The organism is Caloramator sp. ALD01 (assembly GCF_000472625.1).
Classification (GTDB): Bacteria; Bacillota; Clostridia; order Clostridiales; family Caloramatoraceae; genus Thermobrachium; species Thermobrachium proteoclasticum.
The window spans coordinates 1-25,943 of record NZ_AXAA01000025.1 but is presented as its reverse complement, the minus strand read 5'-3'; the positions used below and the strand labels follow the sequence as shown (position 1 = coordinate 25,943).

The 25,943-nt window shown below is 32.4% G+C and carries 29 protein-coding genes, 1 pseudogene and 1 riboswitch; of the genes and pseudogenes, 7 read left to right on the top strand and 23 right to left on the bottom strand.

Annotated elements, in window-relative coordinates; all coding sequences use genetic code 11:
* Nucleotides 1–121: 121 nt before the first annotated feature.
* Together A3M9_RS15070 and A3M9_RS13625 are read right to left on the bottom strand one after the other, a co-directional pair.
* Nucleotides 122–826: pseudogene (locus tag A3M9_RS15070) on the bottom strand (energy-coupling factor ABC transporter ATP-binding protein); the annotation flags it as partial.
* The gene (locus A3M9_RS13625; protein ID WP_051350681.1) at nucleotides 816–1,667 is read right to left on the bottom strand and encodes an energy-coupling factor transporter transmembrane component T; all 852 of its coding nucleotides are present in this window, start codon (nucleotides 1,665–1,667) and stop codon (nucleotides 816–818) included. The pseudogene A3M9_RS15070 and the gene A3M9_RS13625, both read right to left, overlap by 11 nt.
* Before the next feature lie 169 nt (nucleotides 1,668–1,836).
* A riboswitch (cobalamin riboswitch) is annotated at nucleotides 1,837–2,012 on the bottom strand.
* A gap of 143 nt (nucleotides 2,013–2,155) precedes the next feature.
* Between A3M9_RS13625 and A3M9_RS13620 the strand changes: the two genes are divergently transcribed.
* Nucleotides 2,156–2,608 (top strand): (2Fe-2S)-binding protein, encoded by a 453-nt coding sequence (locus tag A3M9_RS13620; RefSeq protein ID WP_051350680.1) that lies wholly within the window; start codon nucleotides 2,156–2,158, stop codon nucleotides 2,606–2,608.
* 105 nt (nucleotides 2,609–2,713) lie between these two features.
* Here A3M9_RS13620 and A3M9_RS0109410 read toward each other — a convergent pair whose 3' ends face one another.
* The 8 genes from A3M9_RS0109410 to A3M9_RS0109370 form a co-directional block, all read right to left on the bottom strand.
* The gene (locus A3M9_RS0109410) at nucleotides 2,714–3,577 is read right to left on the bottom strand and encodes a putative manganese transporter (RefSeq protein WP_035166288.1); all 864 of its coding nucleotides are present in this window, start codon (nucleotides 3,575–3,577) and stop codon (nucleotides 2,714–2,716) included.
* Nucleotides 3,578–3,809: 232 nt separating this feature from the next.
* On the bottom strand, nucleotides 3,810–5,078 hold the full coding sequence (locus A3M9_RS0109405; protein ID WP_027309010.1) for an SLC13 family permease: 1,269 nt from the start codon (nucleotides 5,076–5,078) through the stop codon (nucleotides 3,810–3,812).
* Between the two features lie 12 nt (nucleotides 5,079–5,090).
* On the bottom strand, nucleotides 5,091–6,017 hold the full coding sequence (locus A3M9_RS13615; protein ID WP_051350679.1) for a TRM11 family methyltransferase: 927 nt from the start codon (nucleotides 6,015–6,017) through the stop codon (nucleotides 5,091–5,093).
* Nucleotides 6,018–6,060: 43 nt separating this feature from the next.
* Complete coding sequence (locus A3M9_RS0109395) at nucleotides 6,061–6,570, bottom strand: GNAT family N-acetyltransferase (RefSeq protein ID WP_027309009.1); 510 nt, start codon at nucleotides 6,568–6,570, stop codon at nucleotides 6,061–6,063.
* A gap of 157 nt (nucleotides 6,571–6,727) precedes the next feature.
* A complete protein-coding gene (locus A3M9_RS14245) occupies nucleotides 6,728–8,140 on the bottom strand; it encodes a LysM peptidoglycan-binding domain-containing protein (RefSeq protein ID WP_051350678.1) in 1,413 nt (470 codons plus the stop codon).
* A 401-nt stretch (nucleotides 8,141–8,541) separates the two neighbouring features.
* On the bottom strand, nucleotides 8,542–9,240 hold the full coding sequence (gene deoD, locus A3M9_RS0109380) for a purine-nucleoside phosphorylase (protein WP_027309008.1): 699 nt from the start codon (nucleotides 9,238–9,240) through the stop codon (nucleotides 8,542–8,544).
* Between the two features lie 188 nt (nucleotides 9,241–9,428).
* Nucleotides 9,429–9,638: a heavy-metal-associated domain-containing protein gene (locus tag A3M9_RS13600; protein ID WP_035166286.1), complete on the bottom strand. Its 210-nt coding sequence runs from the start codon at nucleotides 9,636–9,638 to the stop codon at nucleotides 9,429–9,431.
* A 37-nt stretch (nucleotides 9,639–9,675) separates the two neighbouring features.
* Nucleotides 9,676–10,359 (bottom strand): metallophosphoesterase, encoded by a 684-nt coding sequence (locus A3M9_RS0109370; RefSeq protein ID WP_027309007.1) that lies wholly within the window; start codon nucleotides 10,357–10,359, stop codon nucleotides 9,676–9,678.
* A gap of 79 nt (nucleotides 10,360–10,438) precedes the next feature.
* On the opposite strand from A3M9_RS0109370, the gene A3M9_RS0109365 reads away from it, so the two are divergent.
* The 3 genes from A3M9_RS0109365 to A3M9_RS13595 are packed head-to-tail and all read left to right on the top strand — an operon-like array spanning nucleotide 10,439 to nucleotide 12,638.
* On the top strand, nucleotides 10,439–11,593 hold the full coding sequence (locus tag A3M9_RS0109365) for a flagellar hook-length control protein FliK (RefSeq protein WP_027309006.1): 1,155 nt from the start codon (nucleotides 10,439–10,441) through the stop codon (nucleotides 11,591–11,593).
* Complete coding sequence (locus A3M9_RS0109360; protein WP_027309005.1) at nucleotides 11,590–11,856, top strand: EscU/YscU/HrcU family type III secretion system export apparatus switch protein; 267 nt, start codon at nucleotides 11,590–11,592, stop codon at nucleotides 11,854–11,856. Before A3M9_RS0109365 ends, A3M9_RS0109360 begins: the two co-directional genes overlap by 4 nt.
* A gap of 5 nt (nucleotides 11,857–11,861) precedes the next feature.
* On the top strand, nucleotides 11,862–12,638 hold the full coding sequence (locus A3M9_RS13595) for a DUF2225 domain-containing protein (protein ID WP_051350677.1): 777 nt from the start codon (nucleotides 11,862–11,864) through the stop codon (nucleotides 12,636–12,638).
* Between the two features lie 15 nt (nucleotides 12,639–12,653).
* On the opposite strand, the gene A3M9_RS0109350 is transcribed toward A3M9_RS13595, so the two are convergent.
* Complete coding sequence (locus tag A3M9_RS0109350) at nucleotides 12,654–13,145, bottom strand: thioredoxin family protein (protein ID WP_027309004.1); 492 nt, start codon at nucleotides 13,143–13,145, stop codon at nucleotides 12,654–12,656.
* Nucleotides 13,146–13,213: 68 nt separating this feature from the next.
* Here A3M9_RS0109350 and A3M9_RS0109345 point away from each other — a divergent pair, with 68 nt between their 5' ends.
* Nucleotides 13,214–14,032: an RMD1 family protein gene (locus tag A3M9_RS0109345; protein ID WP_027309003.1), complete on the top strand. Its 819-nt coding sequence runs from the start codon at nucleotides 13,214–13,216 to the stop codon at nucleotides 14,030–14,032.
* 39 nt (nucleotides 14,033–14,071) lie between these two features.
* Here A3M9_RS0109345 and A3M9_RS0109340 read toward each other — a convergent pair whose 3' ends face one another.
* Together A3M9_RS0109340 and A3M9_RS0109335 are read right to left on the bottom strand one after the other, a co-directional pair.
* Entirely contained in the window at nucleotides 14,072–14,350 is a 279-nt protein-coding gene (locus A3M9_RS0109340; protein WP_051350676.1) for a DUF4190 domain-containing protein, read from the bottom strand.
* An 80-nt stretch (nucleotides 14,351–14,430) separates the two neighbouring features.
* Complete coding sequence (locus tag A3M9_RS0109335) at nucleotides 14,431–16,884, bottom strand: FAD-dependent oxidoreductase (RefSeq protein WP_027309001.1); 2,454 nt, start codon at nucleotides 16,882–16,884, stop codon at nucleotides 14,431–14,433.
* A 179-nt stretch (nucleotides 16,885–17,063) separates the two neighbouring features.
* On the opposite strand from A3M9_RS0109335, the gene A3M9_RS14645 reads away from it, so the two are divergent.
* Both A3M9_RS14645 and A3M9_RS0109325 read left to right on the top strand, forming a co-directional pair.
* Nucleotides 17,064–17,213, top strand: a complete 150-nt coding sequence (locus tag A3M9_RS14645; protein ID WP_156897894.1) for a hypothetical protein — start codon at nucleotides 17,064–17,066, stop codon at nucleotides 17,211–17,213.
* 76 nt (nucleotides 17,214–17,289) lie between these two features.
* Nucleotides 17,290–17,949, top strand: a complete 660-nt coding sequence (locus A3M9_RS0109325; RefSeq protein WP_027309000.1) for an HAD family phosphatase — start codon at nucleotides 17,290–17,292, stop codon at nucleotides 17,947–17,949.
* Nucleotides 17,950–18,036: 87 nt separating this feature from the next.
* On the opposite strand, the gene A3M9_RS0109320 is transcribed toward A3M9_RS0109325, so the two are convergent.
* From A3M9_RS0109320 to A3M9_RS0109275, 10 genes are all read right to left on the bottom strand, one after another.
* A complete protein-coding gene (locus A3M9_RS0109320; RefSeq protein ID WP_027308999.1) occupies nucleotides 18,037–18,366 on the bottom strand; it encodes a DUF1904 domain-containing protein in 330 nt (109 codons plus the stop codon).
* 10 nt (nucleotides 18,367–18,376) lie between these two features.
* Complete coding sequence (locus A3M9_RS0109315) at nucleotides 18,377–19,531, bottom strand: SAM-dependent methyltransferase (RefSeq protein WP_027308998.1); 1,155 nt, start codon at nucleotides 19,529–19,531, stop codon at nucleotides 18,377–18,379.
* Nucleotides 19,532–19,596: 65 nt separating this feature from the next.
* Nucleotides 19,597–20,004, bottom strand: a complete 408-nt coding sequence (locus tag A3M9_RS13590) for a hypothetical protein (protein WP_051350675.1) — start codon at nucleotides 20,002–20,004, stop codon at nucleotides 19,597–19,599.
* A gap of 176 nt (nucleotides 20,005–20,180) precedes the next feature.
* Nucleotides 20,181–20,561 (bottom strand): hypothetical protein, encoded by a 381-nt coding sequence (locus tag A3M9_RS0109305; RefSeq protein ID WP_027308997.1) that lies wholly within the window; start codon nucleotides 20,559–20,561, stop codon nucleotides 20,181–20,183.
* Between the two features lie 99 nt (nucleotides 20,562–20,660).
* The gene (locus A3M9_RS0109300) at nucleotides 20,661–21,041 is read right to left on the bottom strand and encodes a L,D-transpeptidase (protein WP_027308996.1); all 381 of its coding nucleotides are present in this window, start codon (nucleotides 21,039–21,041) and stop codon (nucleotides 20,661–20,663) included.
* A 139-nt stretch (nucleotides 21,042–21,180) separates the two neighbouring features.
* Nucleotides 21,181–21,834 carry a hypothetical protein gene (locus A3M9_RS0109295; protein ID WP_027308995.1) on the bottom strand — a complete coding sequence of 218 codons (654 nt, stop codon included), beginning with the start codon at nucleotides 21,832–21,834 and terminating at the stop codon, nucleotides 21,181–21,183.
* 165 nt (nucleotides 21,835–21,999) lie between these two features.
* Nucleotides 22,000–23,190 (bottom strand): thiolase domain-containing protein, encoded by a 1,191-nt coding sequence (locus A3M9_RS0109290; protein WP_027308994.1) that lies wholly within the window; start codon nucleotides 23,188–23,190, stop codon nucleotides 22,000–22,002.
* Between the two features lie 91 nt (nucleotides 23,191–23,281).
* Nucleotides 23,282–24,022, bottom strand: a complete 741-nt coding sequence (gene fabG / locus A3M9_RS0109285) for a 3-oxoacyl-[acyl-carrier-protein] reductase (protein ID WP_027308993.1) — start codon at nucleotides 24,020–24,022, stop codon at nucleotides 23,282–23,284.
* 424 nt (nucleotides 24,023–24,446) lie between these two features.
* Complete coding sequence (locus A3M9_RS0109280) at nucleotides 24,447–24,863, bottom strand: MaoC family dehydratase (protein ID WP_027308992.1); 417 nt, start codon at nucleotides 24,861–24,863, stop codon at nucleotides 24,447–24,449.
* Nucleotides 24,864–24,918: 55 nt separating this feature from the next.
* Complete coding sequence (locus tag A3M9_RS0109275) at nucleotides 24,919–25,926, bottom strand: electron transfer flavoprotein subunit alpha/FixB family protein (RefSeq protein WP_027308991.1); 1,008 nt, start codon at nucleotides 25,924–25,926, stop codon at nucleotides 24,919–24,921.
* Between the last annotated feature and the right edge of the window lie 17 nt (nucleotides 25,927–25,943).

Sequence of the window (25,943 nt, the reverse complement as noted above, 5' to 3'; positions counted from 1 at the left end):
TGCTCTTTAAACTTATATCCTTCAACCTACTTTTTATTACTCTACTATCTGAAGGATATTGTTCAATTCCAATCTTTTTCGCAACCTTAATTCTTGAAGGAAGAAATTGATTTACTTCACTATTATTTATCCTATAAGCCTCTTCCTTTGTTCCTACAAATTCAAGCCTTCCATCCTTCATAACTATAAGTTTATCTATACCGTCAAACCATCTTGACACCCTTTGCTCTATGACAATCACATTTATCATAAGCTCTCTATTTATCTTTTTTACAATATTTAATATTTCATCTGCACTAACAGGATCAAGCTGTGAGGTTGGCTCATCCAAAATTATACACCTTGGCATAAATGAAAGTGCTGAAGCTATTGCAACCTTCTGCTTTTGTCCACCAGATAAAGTTGATATATCTCTGTCATATAAATCTGTAATTCCACAAAACTCAAGTGACTCCCATATTCTCTTTTTAATAGTACCTTCATCTAATGCTATATTTTCAAGACCAAAGGCTATTTCCCTATATACCTTATTCATCAAAAGCTGCCTTTCAGGATCTTGAAAAACCATAGTAATAAGCGATGCTCTTCTTCTTTCATCTATCTTTAGTATTTCTTCGTCATCTAAAAGAACCTTGCCTCCTATTTTACCACCATAAAAATTTGGTATTGCTCCTGTTATACATTTTGCAAGAGTGGATTTTCCCGAACCAGAATATCCCGCAACTAAAATAAACTCTCCATCCTTTATTTCTAAATTTATATTATCTAACGCCTTTTCATTAGAGTTTGGATAATAATAATTTAAATTTTGTATCTTAATCTGCATATACATTCTCCTTGTAGTAATAATTAATTACAAAGGTTAAAACAAAAACTAATACACATACCGAAAAGGTAAAAGGATTTAGTGGCAATCTATAATCATCATATACATTGTAATCAGTAACCTTTTTAACAATTAAAAAGTAGAAAATAGATATTATACTTATTATTGAAACCAAATAATCAATATGTTTAAATTTGCTTTTATTAAATACACTTCTTTTGCCTGATAAAAAACCTCTTATGTAGGCAGACTCTGATATATCAAAGGAAGCTTCAAGAGATTCCTCTATTAAAACAATAATAAGTGGAATTTGTGCCTTTATCCTTTGGAATCTACTTTTACTGTTAAACTCAACCCCTCTAACTTGATAAATATCCCTTAAATCCTTTAATTTCTTTTTCATCGTAGGAATGAGTTTAAAACAAACCATAAAAAGCAATGTTGTTTTTGGCATCTTTGAGGAAAAAAAAGATAATGCTGCATCTGAATCTATATAAATTTCAAATATATAAAATAAATAAATTATTATTAGAAGTTTTACTGCAAACAAAACACTATATATTAAATTTTCAAGAGTGATATACTTGTTAAAAACATTAAAGAGCACTACCACTCCTGCATTAACAAATAGTAAATTTATAAAAACTGTTATAGCTAAAAGAGGTAAAAATACCTTAACTGTTGAAATTATAAGTTCCTTTTTATTAAAATATAAAAACACAGCTAATTCACAAATTAAAATACTGAATAAAATCAAAGGATTTATAGTTAAAAAGGATATAGAAACCATCATTAGTGCATATAAAATTATAGACAATATATGTAAAGAATCTCTATTCATTTTTTTCACTCCATAAATGATTATCTATGATTAAATATTGAAAATATCTAAGTTAATTTTATTAAATACTATACTTCTATTTATAATTCCCTTTTATCATAAAAAAAAGGCCCAGTAAGGGCCTTAAAATACTATGCTTAATATTTTAAGTCTCCCTTCCCTCCGAAGGTAACTTTATCCCTTTACAGGCAGGTTTCCTGGCTTGTGGTTCATCCTCTACCTAACCTTCCCAATAAGGTGGTATACTTAGGCTTCGTCACCACTCACAGTAGCGGGGGCTGCAACGGATTTTAACCGTTTTCCCTTTTAACCATAAAATATGGCACCTGTAAAAATATTTACTTTTCAAGTATAATATATAATATTCTAAGAAAATAATCAACGTTTTTTTAAAATTTTCTTTATATTTATCCAAGTTAACATTTTACTATTTACTTAATCATAATTTTAATATAAACTAATTTAAAACAGTATTTCGGAGGGATGGTATGGAATATATTTGCCCATTATGTAAAACTGAAGGAGACATAGTACAAAGAATAACTGTTGAAAGTCTTGTTAATGACCACTTTAAAAAACATTTAAAATCCAGCGAATATGGTCTATGTAAAAATCCAGATTGCGATATAGTTTATTTTAACAATGAAACATCGGAAGTATATTTCCAAAGAGATATAAAGGTACCTGTTTGGTATAAAAATCAAGAAAATCCTATCGTGTGCTACTGTGGAAATGTTACCTTGAAGGATATCATCGAACTTGTAGTTGAAAAGCAGGAGGTTAAGACGTTTCAAGAATTAGTTAATGCAACTGGTGCTATGAAAAACTGCCGATGCAAAACACAAAATCCATCAGGAAAGTGCTGCAAAGAGGTTTTAGAGGATGCCTTTAATTATGCCATAAGTCTAATTAGCGATAAACCTAATCAAAATCTTTTATGAAAATAAATACGTTTTTAGATATTAATATATAAAAAATAGAATTTAGCCCCATTAAGGATATATTAACCTAAAATTCCTTTTTGGGGCTTTTTAATATAAAACTTATTAATAAGTTATAAGTGATATGACTGCCATTAATAAAACTCCCGTTAAGGCACTTATACCATAAAGAAGCCCTATAATTTTTACCGCATCAAGCTTATTTTTAGACTCCTTTACTAAAAATATTAAACCTAAGCCTGCATTTGCACATAGCCCTGCAATTGCACTTTCAAAACTTATTATTCCTAAAACAAAAGCTTGAATTATTCCAACTGAAATTGCACAGTTTGGAATAAGTCCAACCAATGAAACAAACATAGGCTGCAAATAGGATGATTTACCTAAAATACCTACACTTTTATCAATTTGGAAGGTTTCCACTAAGTATCCAAGTGCTAAATTAATTAAAAACATATATACAAATATCTTCAGGCTCTTTTTAATTGAGTGATATAGAACTTCTTTGAAATCAAAGTGGTCTGTTAAACACTCATCGGTGGCTGCAAGTTCTGCTCCTGTATCGTTTACTTCATTTACTCTGGACTTTAGTACAAAATCAACTAAATATCCCCAAACAACAGCAATGCTGAATTTTAGAATAATAAAAGGTAGAACCTTATCCATAGCTTCTGTATTTGAAATTAATACAGGAAGTGCCTCATCAGAGGTTGCTAAAAATATTGATAAAAGTGTACCTAATGTAATATAACCCTGAAAATAAAACATAACTCCAAGTATTGAAAAACCACACTGTGGCACAATACCAAGGGCTGCACCAATTATAGGTCCAAACTTTCCTGCACTTTTTATCTTATAATCATACTTTTTTCCAATCCTATGTTCAATGAACTCGATGAAAACAAAGGCTACTATAAGTATAGGTAGTGTTATTATTGTATCGTGCAATGCCTCGTGTAAAAATTCCATAATACCCCTCCTCTATTTGCAAATAATTTGCATTATCTATTATAATATTATTCCCAAATTATATCAATATATACATAAAATTTTAAATATTAGTTTCACATTAAATAAAAACACCATAAGCAATGTGAAGCAAAAGATATATACCTACAAGCTCTAAAGCTTATTTTATACATCTTGTTACTTCACTAATTGTTTATGGTGTCATAAAAATATTATTTTAAAACTTAAAAACCTACATCCAAATTAACCAAGCTACTATATATCCAGATATCACCGCAGATAGTGTAAAAGGTATGCTTAATTTCATAAAATCCTTTGCCTTAACTTCATATCCTTCATTTCTTAAAATACCCAGTGTAGTTATATTAGCCGATGCACCAATTGGAGTAATATTTCCACCTAATGTTGCACCAACCAAAAGTCCATAGTATAGAACATATGGTTCAATCCCTATACCAGCTGCCACCTTTGCTGCAACAGGAAGCATTGTTGCTGTATATGGAATATTATCAATAAAGGCTGAAACCACAACAGAGAACCAAACAAATAGGGAATATATTGTAAATAGTCCCCCATTACCAAACTTTAAAAATAGTTTGCTAATGTCGTTAATAACTCCAACTTCTGTTATTCCGCCTATTATTATAAAAAGAGACATCAAAATTAATATCGTCTGGTAATCTATTTGTAATAGGGTAACATTTAGGGCATCTTTATTTTTATTAATTAAAAGTTCCTTAATTAATCCTATTTGCAATAAAATAACACATATTAAACCATTTGTAATGGAAGGTTTATTTGGTATAAATGATGCTAAAATTAAAAGAACAACCATTGATAAAATAAGATATGTTGGGAACATATCCTCAACCTTTTCCCTCTCTTCAAGGTGGATAGGCTGATTGTATTTTCTAAAAAATACTACAAGAACAAAGGCTGACACTATCGCACCAAGCTGAACTATAAAAAATAGTCCTATTCTTCCCTTGAAAAAGAAGAAATCTAAAAAATCCATATTTGCAAATCCACCAAGAAGCAGTGATGTAGTATCACCAACCAATGTTGCAGCTCCCTGTAGATTTGAAGAAATAGATATTGCAATTAGCATATATACAGGTGAAATGTTTATTCTTCTTGCTAAATTTAGTGCAACTGGTGCAACTATAAGGACTGTTGCAACATTATCTATAAAGGCTGAAACAATCCCTGCAAATAAAGATAGAGATATAATAACCCATTTTACAGAACCCACCCTATCGACTATAAAATCAGCCATTGCGGCAGGCATCTTGGATTCAATAAAAAGTGAAACTATTCCCATCGTACCTGTAATCATTAAAATAACATTCCAATCTATAGTGCTAAAGACCTTGTTGTAAGGAAGAATTCCCAATATCACAAACAAAAATGCCACAACAACTGCTACCTGCGTTCTATATTTTGGCATAAGTATTAGAAGTAGGTACGTCAATAAAAATAATATTAATGCTAAAGTTTTCATCATTCGTCCCCCTTATTTCAATATACATTTAAATATAAACCTCTTAAAATGCTTTTTAGGCACTACTGCATAATCTACTACTTTAAATCCAGCCTCATCTAATTCCTTTTTAATATCACTTACAGCAGCAATCACAGCCTCCTTTGTTATTCTTGCCGCAGACTTTAAAATATGCATTATCTCTTCATCGGAGGTTATTGATAAAATTCCATAGGGTAAATCAATTATAGCCAAATCATATTTTTTATCCACATTAGCTATATCTTTATTTTCAACCTTTACATCATATCCGAAAAACTCAATATTTTTTACTGCATTCTCTACTACCTTATCATTTATATCATAACCTTCTATATCTACTGAAAGTGCCGCTGCCTCAAGAAGAACTGTTCCTACACCGCAGCAGGGGTCTACAACCTTTTTATTAAGATTATCCCCAAGACCTATGTTTAGCATACTTCTTGCTATTCTAACAGGAAGTGCATTGCAGTAATAAACAGGTTTATGTTCGTGCTTATGCCATTCTCCACTATTTTTTATGTATCTTCCAAATATCCAAGTTCCATCAACTAAAGTTAATGCAAACATAACTTTAGGATTATAAACATCAACATCTCCCTCTATTCTCTCTCCAATTATCCCCTCAAGCCTATGCTTTTCATTAAATTCAACCTTTACCTTATCATCTACATCAAAATACTTTACTTTGTATTTTTCTTGGTTTAAATTAAGCTCCTCAACCTTTTTAATTAATTCATTAAAACTATTTGAACTTGCTAAAATATCTATTTTATACTTTATAAAAACACTTCTATCTATATCAAAATCCTTTTCACTTAAAAAATATTTTTCACTTAAATCCTTATTAAAAATTACCCTCATCTCTAAATTGCATAGTTCAGCTTCATCTGGCCTGTAATTAATGTAATACAAAAACATACTCTCACCTCAAAATTTAAGGCTGCATAACGCAGCCTAATTATCAATGCTTTATATTATCCCATACATAGGCTATTTTTGCAACCTTTCTACCTTCAACATCAACTACAGCTTCTCTAAATATTTTTCCTCCCATTTTTTCATAAAACCTTCTGTTTTTATTATCCTTATAGGTCCAAACAATTAAATTTTTAATGTTTTCTTCAGCCAACTTTTCTACTGCAGCATTAAAAAGCATTGTTCCTATCCCCTGACGTTGATAGTCACTATACACATAGATTGACTTAATAACTCCTTGATAGTTTTCAAAGCCATCTGTTGAAAATACAATAAATCCAACTAATTCTCCGTCTTCATTCTCTGCAACAAACATAAATTCTCTTGTTTCTGGATCTTCAAATAGTCTATCAAGCCAAGTATCCTCAAGTTCATCATAGGTTCTATGTTCTAAAAATTCATTTGGAATTATTCCCTCATAAGTATCCTTCCAAACATCCATGTGTATCTTGGCGACAGACGGGACATCACTTGGAATAGCTTCTCTAACCAACATTACAACTCCTCCAAAATATAATCTTATTATATTTATATAAAATCTACGAATTTATTTTACATTTTTATTATACAAAAGTAAAGAAAACTTAGAGGGAATAAAGCTCTATATTTATCTTTTTTTCCTTAAATATCGTAATTATTTATATTTATTTAAATTATAGTCCTGCTGCTGTGTTAATATTCCTATAATGTGCCTCAACATATTCATTTGATGTATCCTGACTGTGTGGGAGACTATTTTTTAAGTATAAATCAAAATGGCCTGTTACTCCATTATTTGTAATTGTCTGTGCACTGTGGGGCATACCAGATAATGAAGCTGCTATGTTCATACCATCCTTATATATAACAACTGGCCTTGGATTCCACTGCCAAGTTCCAAATAAGCTCCTCATTACCTCTGTATCCTCTACTGTTAAAGGTTCCACATCACTATGGTTGTATCCTCCCATCATCTTTACTTTAAACTGTTTGCCTGTCTGAACATCGACTATTGTAAATATATCTCCTCTTTTTATTATGTACTGTCCCTCTAAAAACCAATCTACAATTTTGCCCCTTGTTGAAGGATAGGTTGCTTCACCTGGGGTAACTGTATATACCCTTGGTGCATATCCTGATATTGCTATTTTATCCCCAGCATCAAGCCAATCATCGGGAGACATATAATTATATCTTAATATGTTGTCAACTGTAGTGTTAAACTTTTTAGCAACAGAATAGACAGTATCCCCAGGTTGCACCACATAAGTAACAGCAGGCCACTCATATACAGGAGTTGGAGTTATTGTAGGTGGTTTTACTTCCTCTACATTCTTCTCTGGAATAAAAAGCCTCTGACCAACATTTATTATATCTGTTGTCAAATTGTTTAATCTTTTTATCTCATCCACTGATACCATAAAACTTTGGGCTATCTTCCATAGTGTATCCCCTGATTTTACTGTATAGAAGCTTCCATAGACAATATTCTCTTTTACCTTTAATATCTGCCCTGGATATATAGTATCTGTAGTCATATTATTTAAAGTTTTAAGTTGAGAGACTGAAATACCAAAGGTTTGAGCTATTTTCCATAATGTATCTCCCGATTTTACTGTATATGTATCATAATAGGTTAATGATTCCTTTATCTCTTCCCTCAATCTTAAGGTTTGACCAACATATATAGTATCGGTTTTTAAATCATTGAGGCTCTTTATTTTATCTATAGAAACACCAAAGGTTTGAGATATTTTCCATAGAGTATCTCCTGATTTTACTGTATAAAATTCTGGAATTTGCTGTGAAGTAGTAATAGATGCCTTTGCCTTTGTCCCTAATGCATCCATCCCAAGAGGTATAGTTGCAAGGAGCATAGTTCCAAGCATTATTTTAGCAGAGGATATTTTTATGTTTGGGAATTTATCTTCTATTATTTTTTGAACATATTCCTTTAAATCCTGAGAGTTTTTCTTTATAATTTCGCCAAGTTCAGTTGAAAGCTCTACTGAATTTGTATTTACATAAAGTATAAGTACATAATCATCTGTATGTCTTTCTAAATTGTATCCACGAAAGATTGACATAATAACACCTCCTTCCATTTATTTTTTCCAAATATGAAGATTTATATTTATCAAAAGGATATAAAGCAAAAAATCCTCCATAGGCGGATTCAGATTGTTGACAAACCTGTTTGGTATCTAAAATCTGAAAAAGCCCCATGAAAGGATTTCAATAGGCTCTTTCATGAGTTTTAGCAAATCTTGCTTTTCGACTTTAAAAAAGTCCGTAATTCGGCACAGGATGTGCCGAGCCGAGCAGTCATCAGGACGATGACATTGCGAGGGTAGGACTTTTTTAAACAAAGAAAAGCTTAGATTTGCTTAACGAAATGAACCAATGCCCAAGAAATCCTTCATGGGGCTATGCAACATCATATAATTATTTCAACAATCTGAAAAAAATCCGCCATAGGCGGATTTTTTCAGGCTAAATTTAATGCTATTTCCATCATCTTTGTAAATGTAGTTTGTCTTTCTTGTGCTGTTGTTTCTTCTCCTGTAATTACGTGGTCTGAAACTGTTAAAATTGTTAATGCATTTACTCCATATTTTGCTGCAAGAGTGTATAGTGCAGTTGTCTCCATTTCAACTGCTAAAACTCCATACTTTGCCCATATCTTATAGAATTCTCTATCATCGTGATAGAAGGAGTCTTCTGTTAATATATTTCCTACCTTAACATCTATACCATTATTTTTTGAGTATTCATAAGCCTTGTATAGAAGATCAAAGCTTGCTGCAGGGGCATAATCTAATCCATTGAAGTTAATTCTATTTATATTTGATGTAGTACAGGATGTCATTGCCAATATAATATCTCTAACCTTTATATTTTCATTTATTGCACCGCAAGTTCCTATTCTAATTAGGTTCTTTACTCCATAGGAATTGATTAATTCATTTACATATATTGATATTGATGGAACTCCCATACCTGTTCCTTGAACTGAAACTCTCTTGCCTTTATAGTATCCTGTAAAACCATACATTCCTCTTACTTCATTGTAGCATTCAACATTTTCTAAGAAATTTTCTGCTATAAACTTTGCTCTAAGAGGGTCACCAGGTAATAGAACTGTTTCTGCTATTTGACCTTCCTTTGCACCAATATGTACGCTCATATTATTCCTCCTATCTTAAATAAATTTTGTATTAATTTTCTAAATATTTTGCAAAATAATCCAGTGAGAGTCTATTCATAATATTAGCACAACTCTCTTATCAACTCAATAGTTTTTTCTAATAATTCAAAATTTGATGGTAAAAAATAACATATAACCACGCCACCTATAAGTGACGTGGCATATTACTAATCATCTACCTTAAATCCCTTTTTCTCAACTGTATATTTAATTTTATCCTTTATAACTTGATTTTCATCAAAATAAACATTAACAGTACCCTCTTGGTAATCAACATCAACGTCCTGTATTCCTCTTATTCCTGTTATTATGCTCGCTATCTCTTTAGCTGTAGTTTCATTATGCATAGATGGTACTTTAAAAGAATACTCCTTCATTATATGCACCTCCTATTATTATTTTTCCCAAAAGCCACTATAAAATCCTAATAGGATTAAAATCTATTATGTCACAGGAGGTACAGATATATTCTATTCCATCTATAATACCATTTTCACATATGTATCTTGCATCGTAATGTATATGCCCATACACTACCTTTTCAACCCCATATTCTTTTAAAACATCTACAAACTCTTGGTTAACTGCAATCTTTGTTACTGGAGGATAGTGCATCATAACTATAAACTTTTCATACCCTGCTTTTTTTGCACTATCAAGGGACATTTTAAGCCTTAAAAGTTCCCTCTTATGTACCTTTATATCGTGTTCATCATCTGTATTTTCTAAGTTTATCCACCCTCTTGTTCCACATATTGCATATTCATTGTAAGGAAAATGGTTGTTTTGAATAAAATACATATCTTCAAATAATGAGTTAATCTTAGTAATGGAAGTCCACCAATAGTCGTGGTTGCCTTTTATAAATACCTTTTTGCCATTTAGACTATGTATAAACTCAAGGTCCTTATATGCCTCCTCAAGTTTCATTGCCCAGGATATATCACCTGCAATTAAAACAACATCATCCTCATTTATATTCTGCTGCCAGTTTTCCTTTATTTTTAAATGATGTTCCCTCCACAATTCTCCAAACACATCCATTGGTTTATCCGTTGATAAGGATAAATGTAAATCTGATATTGCATATAGTGCCAAATTATCACTTCCCAATTTTATTTTTTATTTTGATATTTAACTTTATTATATTTTTCCGATAACTTAATAGGTGATTTTTATGAAGATAGAAGCTTTAGAAAAATTATTAAACAACTACTCAAATAATAACAAAAAACTATATGAAGGTTCAACAATTAACGCAAAAATTATTGCCCTCGAAGATAATAAAGGTGCAATTAAGCTCTATGATGGTACTATTATTCCTGCAATATTTGTTTCTGAAGATATTGAAAAGGGCAATCAGTTTTTAAAATTTAAAATAGAAAAAGTAGAAGAAAACCAAGTAATTTTAAGATTGATTGGTGATTCTAAGGAAAAACCCTCATATTCTAACCTAAAATCAATTTCAGATAATCTATCAATCCCCTTTAATAGGGTTGAAGAAATAGTAAATTCACTTATTAAATTTAATCTTCCTGCTACAGATGAAAATGTATTAACTCTCTTTAATTCATTAAAATCCTTAGAAGCACTTAAAACATTAAAGGATGAAGATATAAAAAATATATTTAAAAACTTTTTAAACCTTGAAATATCTGAGGAAGACCTATCTTTTGTTAAAAATCAAATTCACGACCTTGAAAACATCGACATAGATTTTTTAACCTTCTTGCTTGAAAACAAAATTGATATATCTATAAAAAACCTTTTAAACACAAAAAAGGTTTTAAATGAAAACGACTTTATAAATTTCATAATACAAAAATTAAATCAAAACCATTCATTGAATAAAGTCTATACTTTAGAAAATATATTCGAGGAAATATTAAAAAATACTGAGGTATTAAAAAACAATGCTGATTTTATCGAAAAATTTGATATAATTAATTTGTTAAGTAAAAATTATAATTTTTATTTCTTCAACACCAGCGTAAATGACAATGTATACAAAAATAGCATAATAATAAAAAACAAATATAAAAGGGTAATAGATATTAACGATGTAAAATTATATATAAAGGTTGATACTGAAAATATAGGAACAATAGAAAACTATATACACAAACACAATGATAATATAATTATAAATATTAAATGTGATAAAAAATATATAGATTATATTAAAGCAAACTTAAAAATTTTAAAAGAGTCACTAAACCAAATTGGACTTAATTTGATAAACTCATCAGTTGAAGAAATAAAAACACCTCATAAAGATATTATAAACTTCTTTAATGATTTTATAATTAATGAACTGGATGTGAAGGTATGAAAAGGAAAAAGGCAGTAGCACTTAAATATAATAAGGACTATAAAGCACCTGTTGTAACGGCTGTTGGTTTTGGTGAAATTGCAGAGAGAATTTTAAACAAAGCAAAGGAAAATGACATACCTATTGTAGAGGATACAGTCTTAGTTGAGAAATTAAGTAAAGTTGAACCTTCTTCTCCTATACCTGAAGAGCTTTATGAGGCGGTGGCAAGAATCATTGCATTTATATACAACTTAGATGAAAAACACAAAAAGAAGGAGTGATTAATTTGTCAGATATATTTTCAGGTCTTGAAGATTTGGGATTTAAAAATGTAAAACTTAATATATTTGAAAAGGAAGAAGAAAATAAAAAAGAAGTTGAAATAAAAAATAAAACTGTAGATACATTTTTATACGAAAAAACTATGCTCTGTCCCGTTTGTAATACAGAATTTAAAACAAAGGCATTAAGAAATGGAAAAACAAGACGCGTAGGAAGCGATACCGATTTAATGCCAATTTATCAAGGACCTAATCCACTATTTTATGATGTTCATATATGTCCAAGCTGTGGATACAGTGCCCTAAATCAATATTTCGAAAAGGTAAAACAAGAGCAGGCCCTTTTAATTAAGTCAGTAATTACTCCAAAGTTTAGACCTAAAAATTATCCCGAAGTTTATGATGAAAATATTGCAATTGAAAGGTATAAACTTGCTCTTTTAAATGCGGTGGTAAAAAAGGCTAAAAGTAGCGAAAAGGCATTTATTTGTTTAAAAATTGCTTGGATGTATAGACTATTACAAAATAATAGTGAGGAAAGAAAATTTTTAGAACAGGCCTACGTGGGGTTTAAGGAATCCTTTGAAAGGGAGGCCTTCCCAATCTGCGGTATGGATAATTACACACTTTCATATTTAATAGGTGAACTTGCAAGAAGGCTTGGAGACAATGATGAAGCACTGCTTTGGTTTAGCAAAGTCATTGTTACACCAGGTGTAAACCCAAGATTAAAGGAAATGGCAAGAGATCAAAAGGATTTGATAAAAGAAAATGCCCTATAAACAGGGCACTTTTCTTTAGAAGTTATTAATGATGCTTATAACTTCATTTTCTATCATTTCCAAGTAATTTCCTTCCCTATACTCTACTGTTTTCCTCTTTATATCATCTTTAGTAAGACCAATTAAACTTCTTTTAAAGCTCTCTGGGAATTCTATAATCATTCCTCTTAATGAGTTATCTTTATTTATAAACATTGCTGTTGGAATTTTTGCCTCACCTGTCAATTCTCTTAAAAATTCTTCATTCCCCTGCCTTTTAAGTATTTTTACATCAATCCCCAATTTTGTACATAAAAATTGAATAAATGGGAATAATACTAAACAATCAGGACAGTAGTCCTCGGAAAATAGCAAAATATTAAAATCCCTATTAACCTCTAAAAGTGCTTCATTTAAATTTTTTAAGTTATTTACTCTACTTAAAAACTCCCTATGATTTTGGTATTTTTGTTCATCATAAAAGCTTAAATACTCCTCTACCGAAAAGCCCTTAATTTCATCAAACATAATTTCACCACCACACTTTTTAACAATATTATAAACCAAAAATCAACACTATAATAGGGGTTATAAATATGAATTATGAGTTTAAAGCAAGTTTTATCAGTAATGAAATAAACCTTTATAAAATTGCAAACCACTTTGGTATAAACAAAAAATTTAAATGGGAAGAACCCTTGATTTTAGATGACAGAAATCTAAAAGGAATCATACCTCATCCAAACAACAAATATGTATATATATTCCACTTTGGATGTATTGTTTCTGCAAATCTTGCCTTCCACGAACTTAGAGATGTAATTGAATATCTAAAACGTGTAGATACTACTCTTAAAAACAATACTCCTTTTAATTACATTGAAGATTTTAAACTAATACTCGATAATAGAGTAAAAGATGTAGAATTAAACTACGACTCAGTAAAAGTAAATTATTTTAAACCATATTATATGGAGATTATTGCAACTATACTTGCAAAATCCGTAGCACTAAAGAAAATTGAAGTAGATATTGATAACCTTCTTGATGAAATTGAAAACATAATAGAATATTTGGATCACGGAAAGCTACATCTTAGTGATAACCAACTTGCCAAGATGTCTTCAAAGGTACTTCGTTTTAAATACAACACCATATCATACATTATGCTTCTTGATAAACCTGATATTGCTTGGAAGCTTGAAGATGCTGAAGAGTTTTTTATGAACCTTTCAGAACTATTTGAGTTAAAGGATAGATATGAAAAAATCAGACACAAAACAGAGGTTCTGCTTGATATAACTGAAGTATTCACAAGCCTAACCCACGCTAAAAGAGGTACAAAACTTGAATGGATGGTTATTATACTCTTTATAGTTGAAATCGTGATGTCTATAATAGAGAAAATATTATAAAATGCCACCAAAAAAACTTGGTGGCATTTTATCTAAATATCAAATTTGTGACATTGCACCAATTAGAGCACCACAAGCAATCATTCCTAAAACTATTAATGCTAAAGCAACTATATTCATAACTACTCCTGCATTAGCCATACCCATTCCGCCAAGTTCCTGTGGATTTGCTTTAATTCTATTCTTTGCATTTATTCCAAGAATTAGACCAACAACAGCTGTTACTATTGCCAGCCAGCCCAGTATAGGGAAAAATAACATTACAAGAGATACTATGCCAAGTACCATTGATGCAATTGCAAGTCCATCATTCTTCATAATAAAATCCCCCTTTATTATAAATACACTACATTATATTAAAGAGGGATTTTTTTTATACAATATTTTTTATTAATAGATTATATAAATAGATTTACATTAGATTGCTCTGCTTCACCAAGGTATGCTGCAACTCCACCAATTTCTACACCATCTATTAGTTCTTCCTTCTTTATTCCCATAACATCCATTGACATTGAGCAGGCAACAAGCTTTACTCCATTTGCCTTTGCTTGTTCTATTAGTTCCTCAAGGGATGAGATGTTCTTCTTCTTCATTATTCCACGAATCATCTTTGCACCAATTCCACCCATATTCATCTTAGATAGAGCAAGCTTTTTGCTTCCTCTTGGCATCATCTTAGCAAACATCTTTTCTATGAATGTCTTGTTAACCTTAACTGCTGTATCCTTTCTTAAAATATTTAATCCCCAGAAGGTAAAGAACATTGTAACAGGTCTTCCCATTGCTGCTGCACCATTTGCTATTATGAAGGAAGCAATAGCCTTATCAAGGTCGCCACTAAATACAACCATTGTCTTACCTTGTGGTAGTTCTACATTTACAGGCTGTGCCTTGCTCTCTTCTTTTTTGCCCTTCATAACATAGGCAACATAGTCACAGCAAGTCTTTTCAACCCCAATTAGAGTGTTACCTGTTCTTTCACACCAAGCCTTTATATCTGTTGTAAATCCTGAATCAGTTACGTGTATTTCAAGAACGTCACCTTCATTAATTCTTTCTATTTCCTTTTTAACTCTCATTATTGGTCCTGGGCATTGAAGGCCACAGGCATCCACCTTTATTGTATTACCACTTGGCTTAACTTCCTTTTTTTCCTCCATAGGTTCAAATCTTGTCATCTCATCATTTAACTTTGGTCCTTCACCATATTTCATATTATATGCAAGAACCAAATCATACCCACCACTTAAGTTGTATACATCATAGCCCTTTTGAGCAAGTATTCTATATGCAACATATCCTCTTAAACCAATCTTACAGTAAACTATAATTTTTTTATCCTTTGGAATTTCATTTATTCTCTTTCTTAATTCATCTACTGGAATATTTACTGCACCTTCTAAATGTCCACCTTCATATTCAACGTCTGTTCTTACGTCAACTATGAAGTATTCATCTTTATTTATATCTTTTAGTTCATCAGCGTGTATAATCTTCATATCTCCCTTTAGTATATTTGCTGCTGTAAATCCAGCCATATTCACAGGATCCTTTGCTGATGAATAAGGTGGTGCATATGCAAGTTCAAGCTCCTCTAAATCATATACTGTCATTCCAGCTCTTATTGCTGTTGCAATAACATCTATTCTCTTATCTACGCCATCTCTACCTACAATTTGTGCACCAAGTATCTTACCATCCTCTGGTGAGAATAGTATTTTTATTGTCATAACAAAGGCTCCTGGATAGTATCCTGCGTGGGAACCTGAATGTGTATATGACTTAACATAAGGAATGCCTTGTCTTTTTAATATCTTTTCATTGTTTCCTGTTGATGCTGCTGTTAAATCAAACACCTTTATAATTGATGTTCCTTGTGTTCCCTTATATACACTTTCTCTACCACAAATATTATCTGCTGCTATTCTTCCCTGCTTGTTTGCTGGGCCTGCAAGTGGAATTAGTGTGTTTGCACCATTTATATAGTCTTCTACTTCTATTGCATCTCCAACAGCGTAAATATATGGATCTGATGTTCTCATATGTGCATCAACTTTTATTCCACCACGTTCTCCAATTTCAAGTCCTGCTTCCTTTGCCAGCTTAGTTTCTGGTCTTACCCCTATAGCCATTACAACCATATCAGCATTTAATTTCTTACCACTCTTTAAAGTAAGTTCTAATCCATTGTTCTTTTCAAACTTTTCAACGGCATCTCCTACTATTAGTTTTACACCGTTGTCTATCATATGCTTTTCAATCATCTTTGCCATTTCAAAATCAAGTGGTCCCATAACTTGATCGGCAGCCTCAACTAAAGTAACATCTACTCCAATGTGCTTTAGGTTTTCTGCCATTTCTATACCTACATATCCACCACCAATTACAACTGCCTTATTTGGCTTATTCTTTGTAACGTGTTCCTTTATTCTATCTACATCCTCCATATTTCTTAAAGTGTAGATTCCATCTAAATTTACACCTTCAATTGGTGGTACAAAGGGTGCTGCACCTGGTGATAGAATTAAGTAATCATATTTTTCTCTGTAAGTCTTACCGTTTGATACAACTTCAACTTCCTTTGTGTCTCTGAATATCTTTGTAACTTCACTATGTGTTCTAACATCAATATTAAATCTTTGTTCCATTCCCTCTTCTGTTTGAACAAGAAGGTTTTGTCTCTCCTTTATAGTCTCACCAATGTAATATGGAAGACCACAGTTTGCAAAGGAGATATATCCTCCTCTTTCAAACATTATAATTTCTATATTTTCGTCAAGTCTTCTAAGTCTTGCTGCTGCACTGGCACCGCCTGCAACTCCACCTACTATCAAAACTCTCTTTGACATATTATCCTCTCCTTAACTTTGTTATAAACTTCACTAAATTAATCACTATATTGCTATACTATAATTTTATAATATTACAAGTTTCATCAAATGTCAATATACCCTGTAAGGGTAACAAAAATTTTATAATTATATTATTTGCAGTTTTTGAAAAAATAATTATAAGGAGGTGTTTTAGGATGACCAAAATTGCAGTTGACAGCAACCTCAAGAGCATAAAGGACGCCCTCGAAAAAAATGGTATTAATTTTACAGTAATACCTAATAAGAATGCAGGTCAAATAAAACCCTCTGACTTTGATATAGTGATTATATCTGACGAAAACTAATAAGGCGTGCCCTATGCACGCCTTATATGTTATAATTGATATTAGTTTATTGCGACAAATTTTGCGAGGTGATTTTATGCTAAAGGATGTAAAGGCAGTTATATTTGATATGGATGGAACAATAATAGATTCTATGTGGGTTTGGAAGGAAGTTGATGTTGAGTTTTTAAAAAAGAGAGGAATTGAGCTTCCTGAGGACCTTCAAAGAGCAATTGAGGGACTTAGCTTTACAGAAACTGCTGTCTATTTTAAAGAAAGATTTAATTTAAAGGAAAGTATAGAAGAAATAATGAATGAGTGGATGGAGATGGTGGACCACTATTATAGAAATGTAATCCAGGCTAAAAAGGGAGTACATAAGTTTCTTAAATATCTCAAGGAAAATGGTTATCTAATTGGTATGGCAACCAGCAACAATCGTCAACTTGTTGAGGCTGTTTTATCAAGAAATAATATACTTCAATATTTTGATGAGATAGTTACAACCTGTGAAGTCCCAAGGGATAAATCCTTCCCTGATGTATTTTTAGAAACAGCAAAACGATTAAATGTTGATCCTCAAGAGTGTATAGTTTTTGAGGATACAATTCCTGCAGTTCGCGGTGCTCGTGCTGCAGGTATGAAGGTCGTAGGGGTGTATGATGAGAATGGAACTTGTACACCTGATGAACTTAAGGAGATAACAGACCATTTAATTGAAGATTTTGAGGACATAGTTGAGGAATTAAAAAGATAATCATTGTTGGTCTAAATTTTTTTATTAATTTAAGATTAATTAAAAATAAAATTAGAGGCTTAATTATCAATCAAGCCTCTAATTTATTTAAAAATGCTCTCCGTTTTCATAGTATCTATTTTCTTTGTACTTTACAAAAACAACATCTACAGTCTCTGCACCTGTTGCATCCTTTACCTTTTCTGTTATTTTCTTTGCAACCTTATCCTGAACTTCACTCCCTCTATCAAACCAAGCAACCTCTATAAATGGATACATCTTTACCTCTTCTCCATCAAATATAAAATCGGAATTTACAACCTCTAAAACAAAGTAATCCCTTGGACATCCTATAATCTCCTGAAGATTATCTACCAAATCTTTACTTATTGTCTTTACTGTCTCCTTTTCTACTCCCTTAAACCTTAAGTGTGGCATAATATCCCTCCTAAATGTGTATATATCTTTCAAGATATGGTGTTATATTAAATTTTTCTTTAATTGCCTTATATTCATTAATTGCCTTTATGTTTTTATCTGAAACCTTTACTGCTCTAATAAGTAGGTTCTTTGGTGTTTCAAGGGGTGAAATATACTCCACAACCGAAACCTTATATCCTTGAGTTTCAAGGAGTAATGCTCTTACACCATCTGTTAAAATATCTGAAAATCTTGCCCTAAACACACCGTGTTTTATAATTGAGTTAAACTCATCGAACCTATACTGTTCAAGAAGTTCTCTATGACAGCAGGGCACACACATTATGGCCCTTGCATTTACATTTACTGCAGTTCCAAGTGCCATATCCGTTGCAATATCACAGGCGTGAAGGCTGATTACTATATCTATTCTTCTATCTGGTATATATTCATTTAAATCCATACATAAAAACTGCATATTTTTGTAATTTAGCCTCTTTGCAATTTCCTTTGATGCATTTATTACATTCTCTGACCTGTCTATCCCTATAAAATAACAGTTCTTCTTTTTAACTTCCTTTATGTAGTAGTTTAATACAAAGGTTAGGTAGGACTTTCCACAGGCACAATCTAAAACGTTTATGGTATCTATATCACCAAGCTCTTCTATCATAGAGTCAACAAGTTCAACAAAATGATCTATCTGGTTATATTTTCTTATCATATCATTCTTTACTTTTCCGTCTTTAGTAAGTATTCCAATCTCCTTAAGAAGCTCATCTGCCTCTCCTACCCTTATTAAATAATTTCTATTTAATAGAGTGGATTTTGTAAATGCGTGCTCATCATTTTTCTCTTCTTTGCTGTCTACCTGTTTTGTTTTAACATTTTTATTATCTGCATTTAATATAAATTTTTTACCTCTTTCATTTATAACAAACTCAAGTTCATCATATTTTTGAGCTTGTTCTGCTATGTAGCTTGGTATATCGTCTATTCTAATATTTTCATCCTTGCCATTGAAGTTTACCTTTTGCTCTTCTATGTCTATAACTCCAAAATAATCCTTTGTACCTGATTTAAACCTAAATGTAACATCATTTATAAAGTCCTTGTTCTCCTTTAACCTTGATGTCATTCCCCAGAGCATAAACTTTATCTTGTCACATATTCCTTTGTTCATCTTTCTTCCTCCCTTTTGTTTTGCATCCTAATTATAGCAAAAAAAATAAAGGGAGAAAACTCCCCTTATACAGCCATATACTCAACATTTAGGCCTTCCTGTGCTACATTTTCACATTTTGCTCCAACAACAAATTTTATTGCGTTATTCTCAGCAAACTTTTTGGCATCAGCAAAGAAGCGTACAATATCATCGTTTGATATTATCGCATTAAGGTTGTCTATAAATATTGTTTCTATATCGTAATCTTCGGAAATCATACCGTAGAGGAAGCCTATGAAGCTTTCATAAGAGGAAATGGGGAAATCTGAAATATTTACAAGGCGGATTTTTGAACTTAATTGATACATACCTTCTGAAGAGTTGCTAACATAAACAACGTGACCCTTTGCATCCTGAACAAGTTCATTAGCCATTGAGATTAATTTTTTGGTCTTTCCGGCTCCTTTGTCACCGGTTAATACGTGAACCATTTTAATCACCCCATTTTTTTTATTTACCCTTTAATATAAGGATACTATATTCTGAAAATTTTTGCAATTGAAATAAGTCTTTTTTAGCCTATTTTTATTCTTATCCAAGAAAAATTTTTTATACAATCAAACTTTTTTAAAGCTCAAAAAATAAGTTCCACTTAAATAAGTGGAACTTAAGAAACTAAATAAAAATTAACATCCTCCATACTTTTTTTAAGGCTATCTACAATGCTATCCTCTTCACACCCCTTTGGAGGTTCTCCTAAGATTATATGCCCAACTTCATATTCTTCAGCAAATTTAGTTATAGCACCGCATACATCATTTGACCTTAGAACAGTCATATCTGCTCCTACAGATTTTGATATACCATATAGATATTCTATCGCATCCGCCTGTTTGCTGTTGCCTAAAAAATTTTCATCCTCCCTTGCCACGTGAACAACGTGTAATTCTCCATCTATTTTATCCCTTAATTCCTTTCCCTTTTTAATTAATCTTTCACAAGTCCTTTGTTGTGTAACACATACCATTATATTTTTATCCTTTTTCACATTCATTCCCCTTTCTGGGTATATTATATCTAATAATATTATATAATATTTTCCCTAAACACATTACTATTTTAGCAAATTTTAAGGATTAATTCAAAATCAATCTGTAATTATAACCTTCGTTCCTACAGGAACTAATGGAAATAATCTTTCTATATCTTTGTTATACATCCTAACACACCCATTTGTTATTGCATAGCCTATTGAGGAAGGATTGTTGGTACCGTGTATTCCATATCCCTTGTAAAACCTCATCCACCTTGTCCCAAAGGCACCGCCAGGATTTAAAGCCTTATCAATTATCTTAAACTGTCCCTTTGGTGTTGGTGTTGATTTTTTACCTATTGCGATTTTAAATGAAAAAAACACCTTTTCATTTACAATTAGATACAATCTCCTCTGATTTAGTCTTATTAGAATATATTTGTTTTGAGAAGTTCTTGCTATGCTCTTCTTTATCGGGTTTAAAAACATTTCCATCCCCCCAAAAAGTGCCACCCACGTGAAATGTGACATTATCCATACTTTTCCTATTTTATTATATTATCCTGCTCTATTCCTGTTCCATTATTAACATAATTTTTTATATTTAAAAAAGCCTCCTACAAAATAGAAGGCTTTAAAATATTCCCTTTGCCCTTTCCTTAACAGCCCTAATTTTACAGTTTATATTAGGACAGACTTTGCAGGAATGGCGTCTTTTTACCTTTTCAAGTCTCTCATCCACACCGTGAACATAGGTTAGGGATTTTGGTGGATGAACTGCATAGCCCTTTACTGTGTATATGCTATGCCTTTTATCTATGTTAAGCCTATCGATTATATCCGCCTGATATTCGATAGGTATTTCTCCATCACCTGGAGCAACCCTGCAGGTTATACCAAACCCTAAATCATAAAAATAGTTAAATATATATTCATACATCTGGCTGTTATATTCAAATAGGAGTGTACTTGCCATTACATCCAGCATAACAGCATCTACAAATTTATTTTCACTAAACAAACTGTCTATTCTATCTGTTATTCTTGAACCTAATGTTATAAGGCAGGGTGCTATACCTCTGCACTCTTTAAAGGACTCAAAATCATACTCCTTTGGTTTTTCTATCAGTTTAAAAAATCCAATCGGCTCTATATTATCACAAAGTTTATCTATTAGTCTGTCATATATCACATCCCTGTCCTCTCCACTCGAAGGAAGGTATGCCTCTAAAACCTCAAGGACGTGCTTTTTATCTAAATTCATTTCAAAATTCTTAAATACCTCCATTTAATCACCCCCTTATTCTATTTATTATATTCAAAATGCAAAATAAAAAAATCCTCTTCTTAAAATTTATAGAGGATATAAAGCAACTTTATTTTAAATAGAACCACCCAGATGAGTGTGTTCCATTATATAGAAAATGTCACAATTCACCTGGGTGGCACTTTTTTACTTTATTCTAAAAAGAACTGAGGCTATGTTGGTTGCTCCACTTCCTCCTATGTTTAGTGTTAAACCAGCCTTTGCGTTTTCTACTTGAAGACCTATAGCTTCACCTAAGAGCTGTTTTGCAATAAGAACGTGCATTGAAACTCCTGTTGCACCAACTGGATGTCCCTTTGCCTTCAATCCTCCTGATGGGTTAACAGGCAGTCTTCCTCCAACATAAACATCTCCATTTTTAATTGCCTCAAAGCCTCTTCCTTCTTCTGCAAGTCCCATAGCCTCATATATTAAAAGTTCTGTTATTGTAAAGCAGTCGTGAACCTCCGCTACATTTATATCATTTATTGTCATATTTGCATCCCTTAAAGCCCTTTGAATTGCTGCCTGTGCAGCCTCAAGCTTGTAGTTTGGTCTCTTTCCCTCAACTATTGATAGATAGTCTGATGTGTGTGCAAGGGACTTTATTTCAACAACCTTATCCTTCATAGCAAGTGCCCCTTCTGTTGTTGTTAAAACAACTGCAGCTGCACCATCTGAAACAAGTGAGCAGTCTGAAAGTTTTAATGGGTCTGCTATTAAAGGATTCTTCTCCTGTATTGTTCTTACATATTCTCTTTCATATTCAACGTGCATTTGAGCAAGTGGGTTTGCCATAGCATTTTTATGTGCCTTAACTGTGATGTAGGATAGCATATCCCAAAGTTCCTCTTTAGAGTATCCATACTTTGCCATATATCCCTTTGCATACTCTGCGTAAAGGCCTGGGAAGGAGTATCCCTTTCCACCTTCTTCTGGATAGTAGGATGCCATTGCTAAAACCTCTGTAACCCCTGCAGTTTTTAGAGATGTCATCTTTTCAACGCCAATAACAAGGGCATTTTTAATTCTTCCTGACTCTATTGCAAGCATTGCTTGTTCTATTGCTGTTGATCCTGATGCACAAGCATTTTCAACTCTTGTGCAGGGTTTAAATCTTAAGTCAGGATGAATTTCAACAGCAAAAGGAGCAATGTGTTCCTGTTTATTAAATCCTCCACCACTATAGTTTCCAACATATATTGCATCGATATCCTTAGGTTCAAGCCCTGAATCTTCAATTGCCCTTCTACCCGCTTCAACAAGAAGACTATAAATTGTTTCGTTTTCTAATTTCCCAACCTTTGAATGATAAAAACCAATCATTGATACTGCCATAATATACACCCCTTTGTTTAAAATTTATCAGTTTTTTTATAAAACTATCAGAGGACAGTTAAACTGTCCTCTTAATATCATATTAAGTAAATTATAGTACAATGCCTCCATCTACACTTAAAACAGCACCTGTTATAAAGCTTGCCTCATCTGAAGCCAAGAAGGCATATGCATTTGCTATATCCTCTGGCATACCAAGTCTCTTAAGTGGAGCCTTATCCTTCATCATTTCAAGAACCTTCTCTGGCATCTTTTCTGTCATAGGAGTTAAAATAAATCCTGGAGCTACTGCATTTACTCTAATTCCCTTTTTACCAAGTTCCTTTGCCCAAGTCTTTGTCATTCCTATAACTCCCCATTTAGTTGCAGCATAGTTTGTTTGTCCATAGTTACCATATAGCCCAACAACAGAAGTTGCATTAAGTATTACTCCACTTCCTTGGTCTACCATAACCTTTGCAACAGCTTGACCACAGTTAAATACACCCTTTAGGTTAATGTCAATTACTCTATCCCACTCTGCTTCAGTCATCTTAAGCAATGTATTGTCTGCTGTTATACCTGCATTATTTACAAGGCAGTCTACCTTACCAAACTTTTCAACAGTTAATCTAACCATTTCATCAACCTCTGCCCTGTTTGTAACATCAACCTTAACTCCTATTACATTTTCGCTTATTGCCTTTAACTCATTTACTGCTGTATCAACTTGTTCCTGATTGATGTCACAAATTACTACACTTGCACCTTCCTTTAAAAACTTTTCGGCTGTAGCCTTACCTATTCCCCTTGCCGCTCCTGTAATAATTGCAACCTTTCCTTGTAATCTCATAAGTTTACCTCCTAACTAATAAATAACTTTTGTTACTTATTAGTTAGCAACTTTTATGCCAAAAGTTATAATACGAATAAGCAGTTATTATGTATTATTAAATTTATCCTAAATCTTACAATAGGCCCTTTAGGATGCTTGTTTGATTTTTAATAAAACATCATTCTAATATATAACCCAAATATTACGCCTAAAAATGTTAAATTTATAAAAGTAAACTTATATTTATATTATATATTCTGAAAATTCAAAATAAAAGAGTGCAAAAATTTTTTCTTAGTTTTATCAAATAAACTTATTACATTCGAATAATGTCTATACAGGTTATTATATAAAAAACCCCATAAAGGATTTTGTTTTAAGCTAACTTGCCTAAAAATCCTTTTATGGGGTTTAAAATTAAACAAATAATATTCCATTTAAATTATCTTGGTGGCATAACTGTTGCTATGCCGTCTATTACAACCTTACCCTCTTGATTTATACATTGGGTTCTTAGCTTTATTCTATTCTTTTCCTCTATCTTTTCTATAACTTCTGCCTCTGCCCTTACTGTATCCCCTATTCTAACTGGTGCTAAAAATTTAAGCTCTTGACCAATGTATATTGTACCAGGCCCTGGAAGATACATTCCAAGTACAGTTGATATCAATCCTGAAACTAATATGCCGTGGGCTATTCTTCCCTTAAACATTCCCTTTTCAGCTTCTAACTGGTCTATGTGTGCAGGGTTTAAATCCCCTGTTATTCCTGCAAATAGATATATATCTGTCTCTGATATTGTCTTTTCAAAGGATGCCCTATCTCCTATATTTATCTCATTTATAGTTTTGCCCTTCATAAGCTTACCCCCTTTTTTTTATATATAAAGGTCAACTGCCAAGATGGTCAGCTGCCTACATTACTTCACAGGATTGTCTATAGGCCTTAATTTCCTTAATAAGCTCTGGAACAACCTTATATAGGTCTCCAACTATCGCAAGGTCTGCAACTGCCATAATTGGTGCATCAGAATCCTTATTTATAGCAACTATATATTCACTATCCTGCATACCTGCAAGATGCTGAATTGCACCTGATATGCCGCAGGCAATGTATAGCTTTGGTCTTACTGTCTTTCCTGTCTGCCCAACTTGCCTATCCTTTTCAATCCATCCTGAATCAACAGCTGCCCTTGAGCCTGCAACTATTCCACCAAGGGTATCTGCAAGCTCCTTAAGTAATGTAAATCCTTCCTTGCTTCCTACTCCACGTCCACCTGATACTATAATGTCTGCCTCTGTTATGTCTATCTTCTCCTTCATTGATTTTACTATCTCTTCAATCTTAACCTTTATATCATCCTCTTTTATGTTAATATCAAACCTTTCAACTTCCCCTCTTCTTTCATAATCTGCACAGGGGACGCTAAATACTCCTGGTCTTACTGTAGACATTTGAGGTCTATGGTTTGGACACTCAATTGTTGCCATAATATTTCCGCCGAAGGCTGGACGAGTCATAAGGAGGTTCTTTGTTTCATCATCTACATCAAGGCCTGTACAGTCTGCTGTAAGACCTGTCTTAAGCCTTGCGGCAACCCTTGGGCCAAGGTCTCGTCCTATGTAGGTTGCACCTATGAATATTATCTCTGGATTCATCTTTTTTGCAACTTCGCAAATTGCCTTTGTGTAGGCATCTGTTGTATAGTGTTTTAGGTGAATGTTATCTATTAATATAACCCTATCTGCGCCGTGGTGTATTAGAGTATCTGTGAGTTTGTCTACTTCATATCCAAGAAGAAGNGCCACAACTTCTCCATCAAGTTTATCTGCAATCTCCCTTGCCTTACCTAAAAGCTCAAGGCTAACCTTTTGAAGATTTCCATCCCTTTGTTCAGCAATAACAAAAACACCCTTTTTCATACTATCGCCTCCTTATA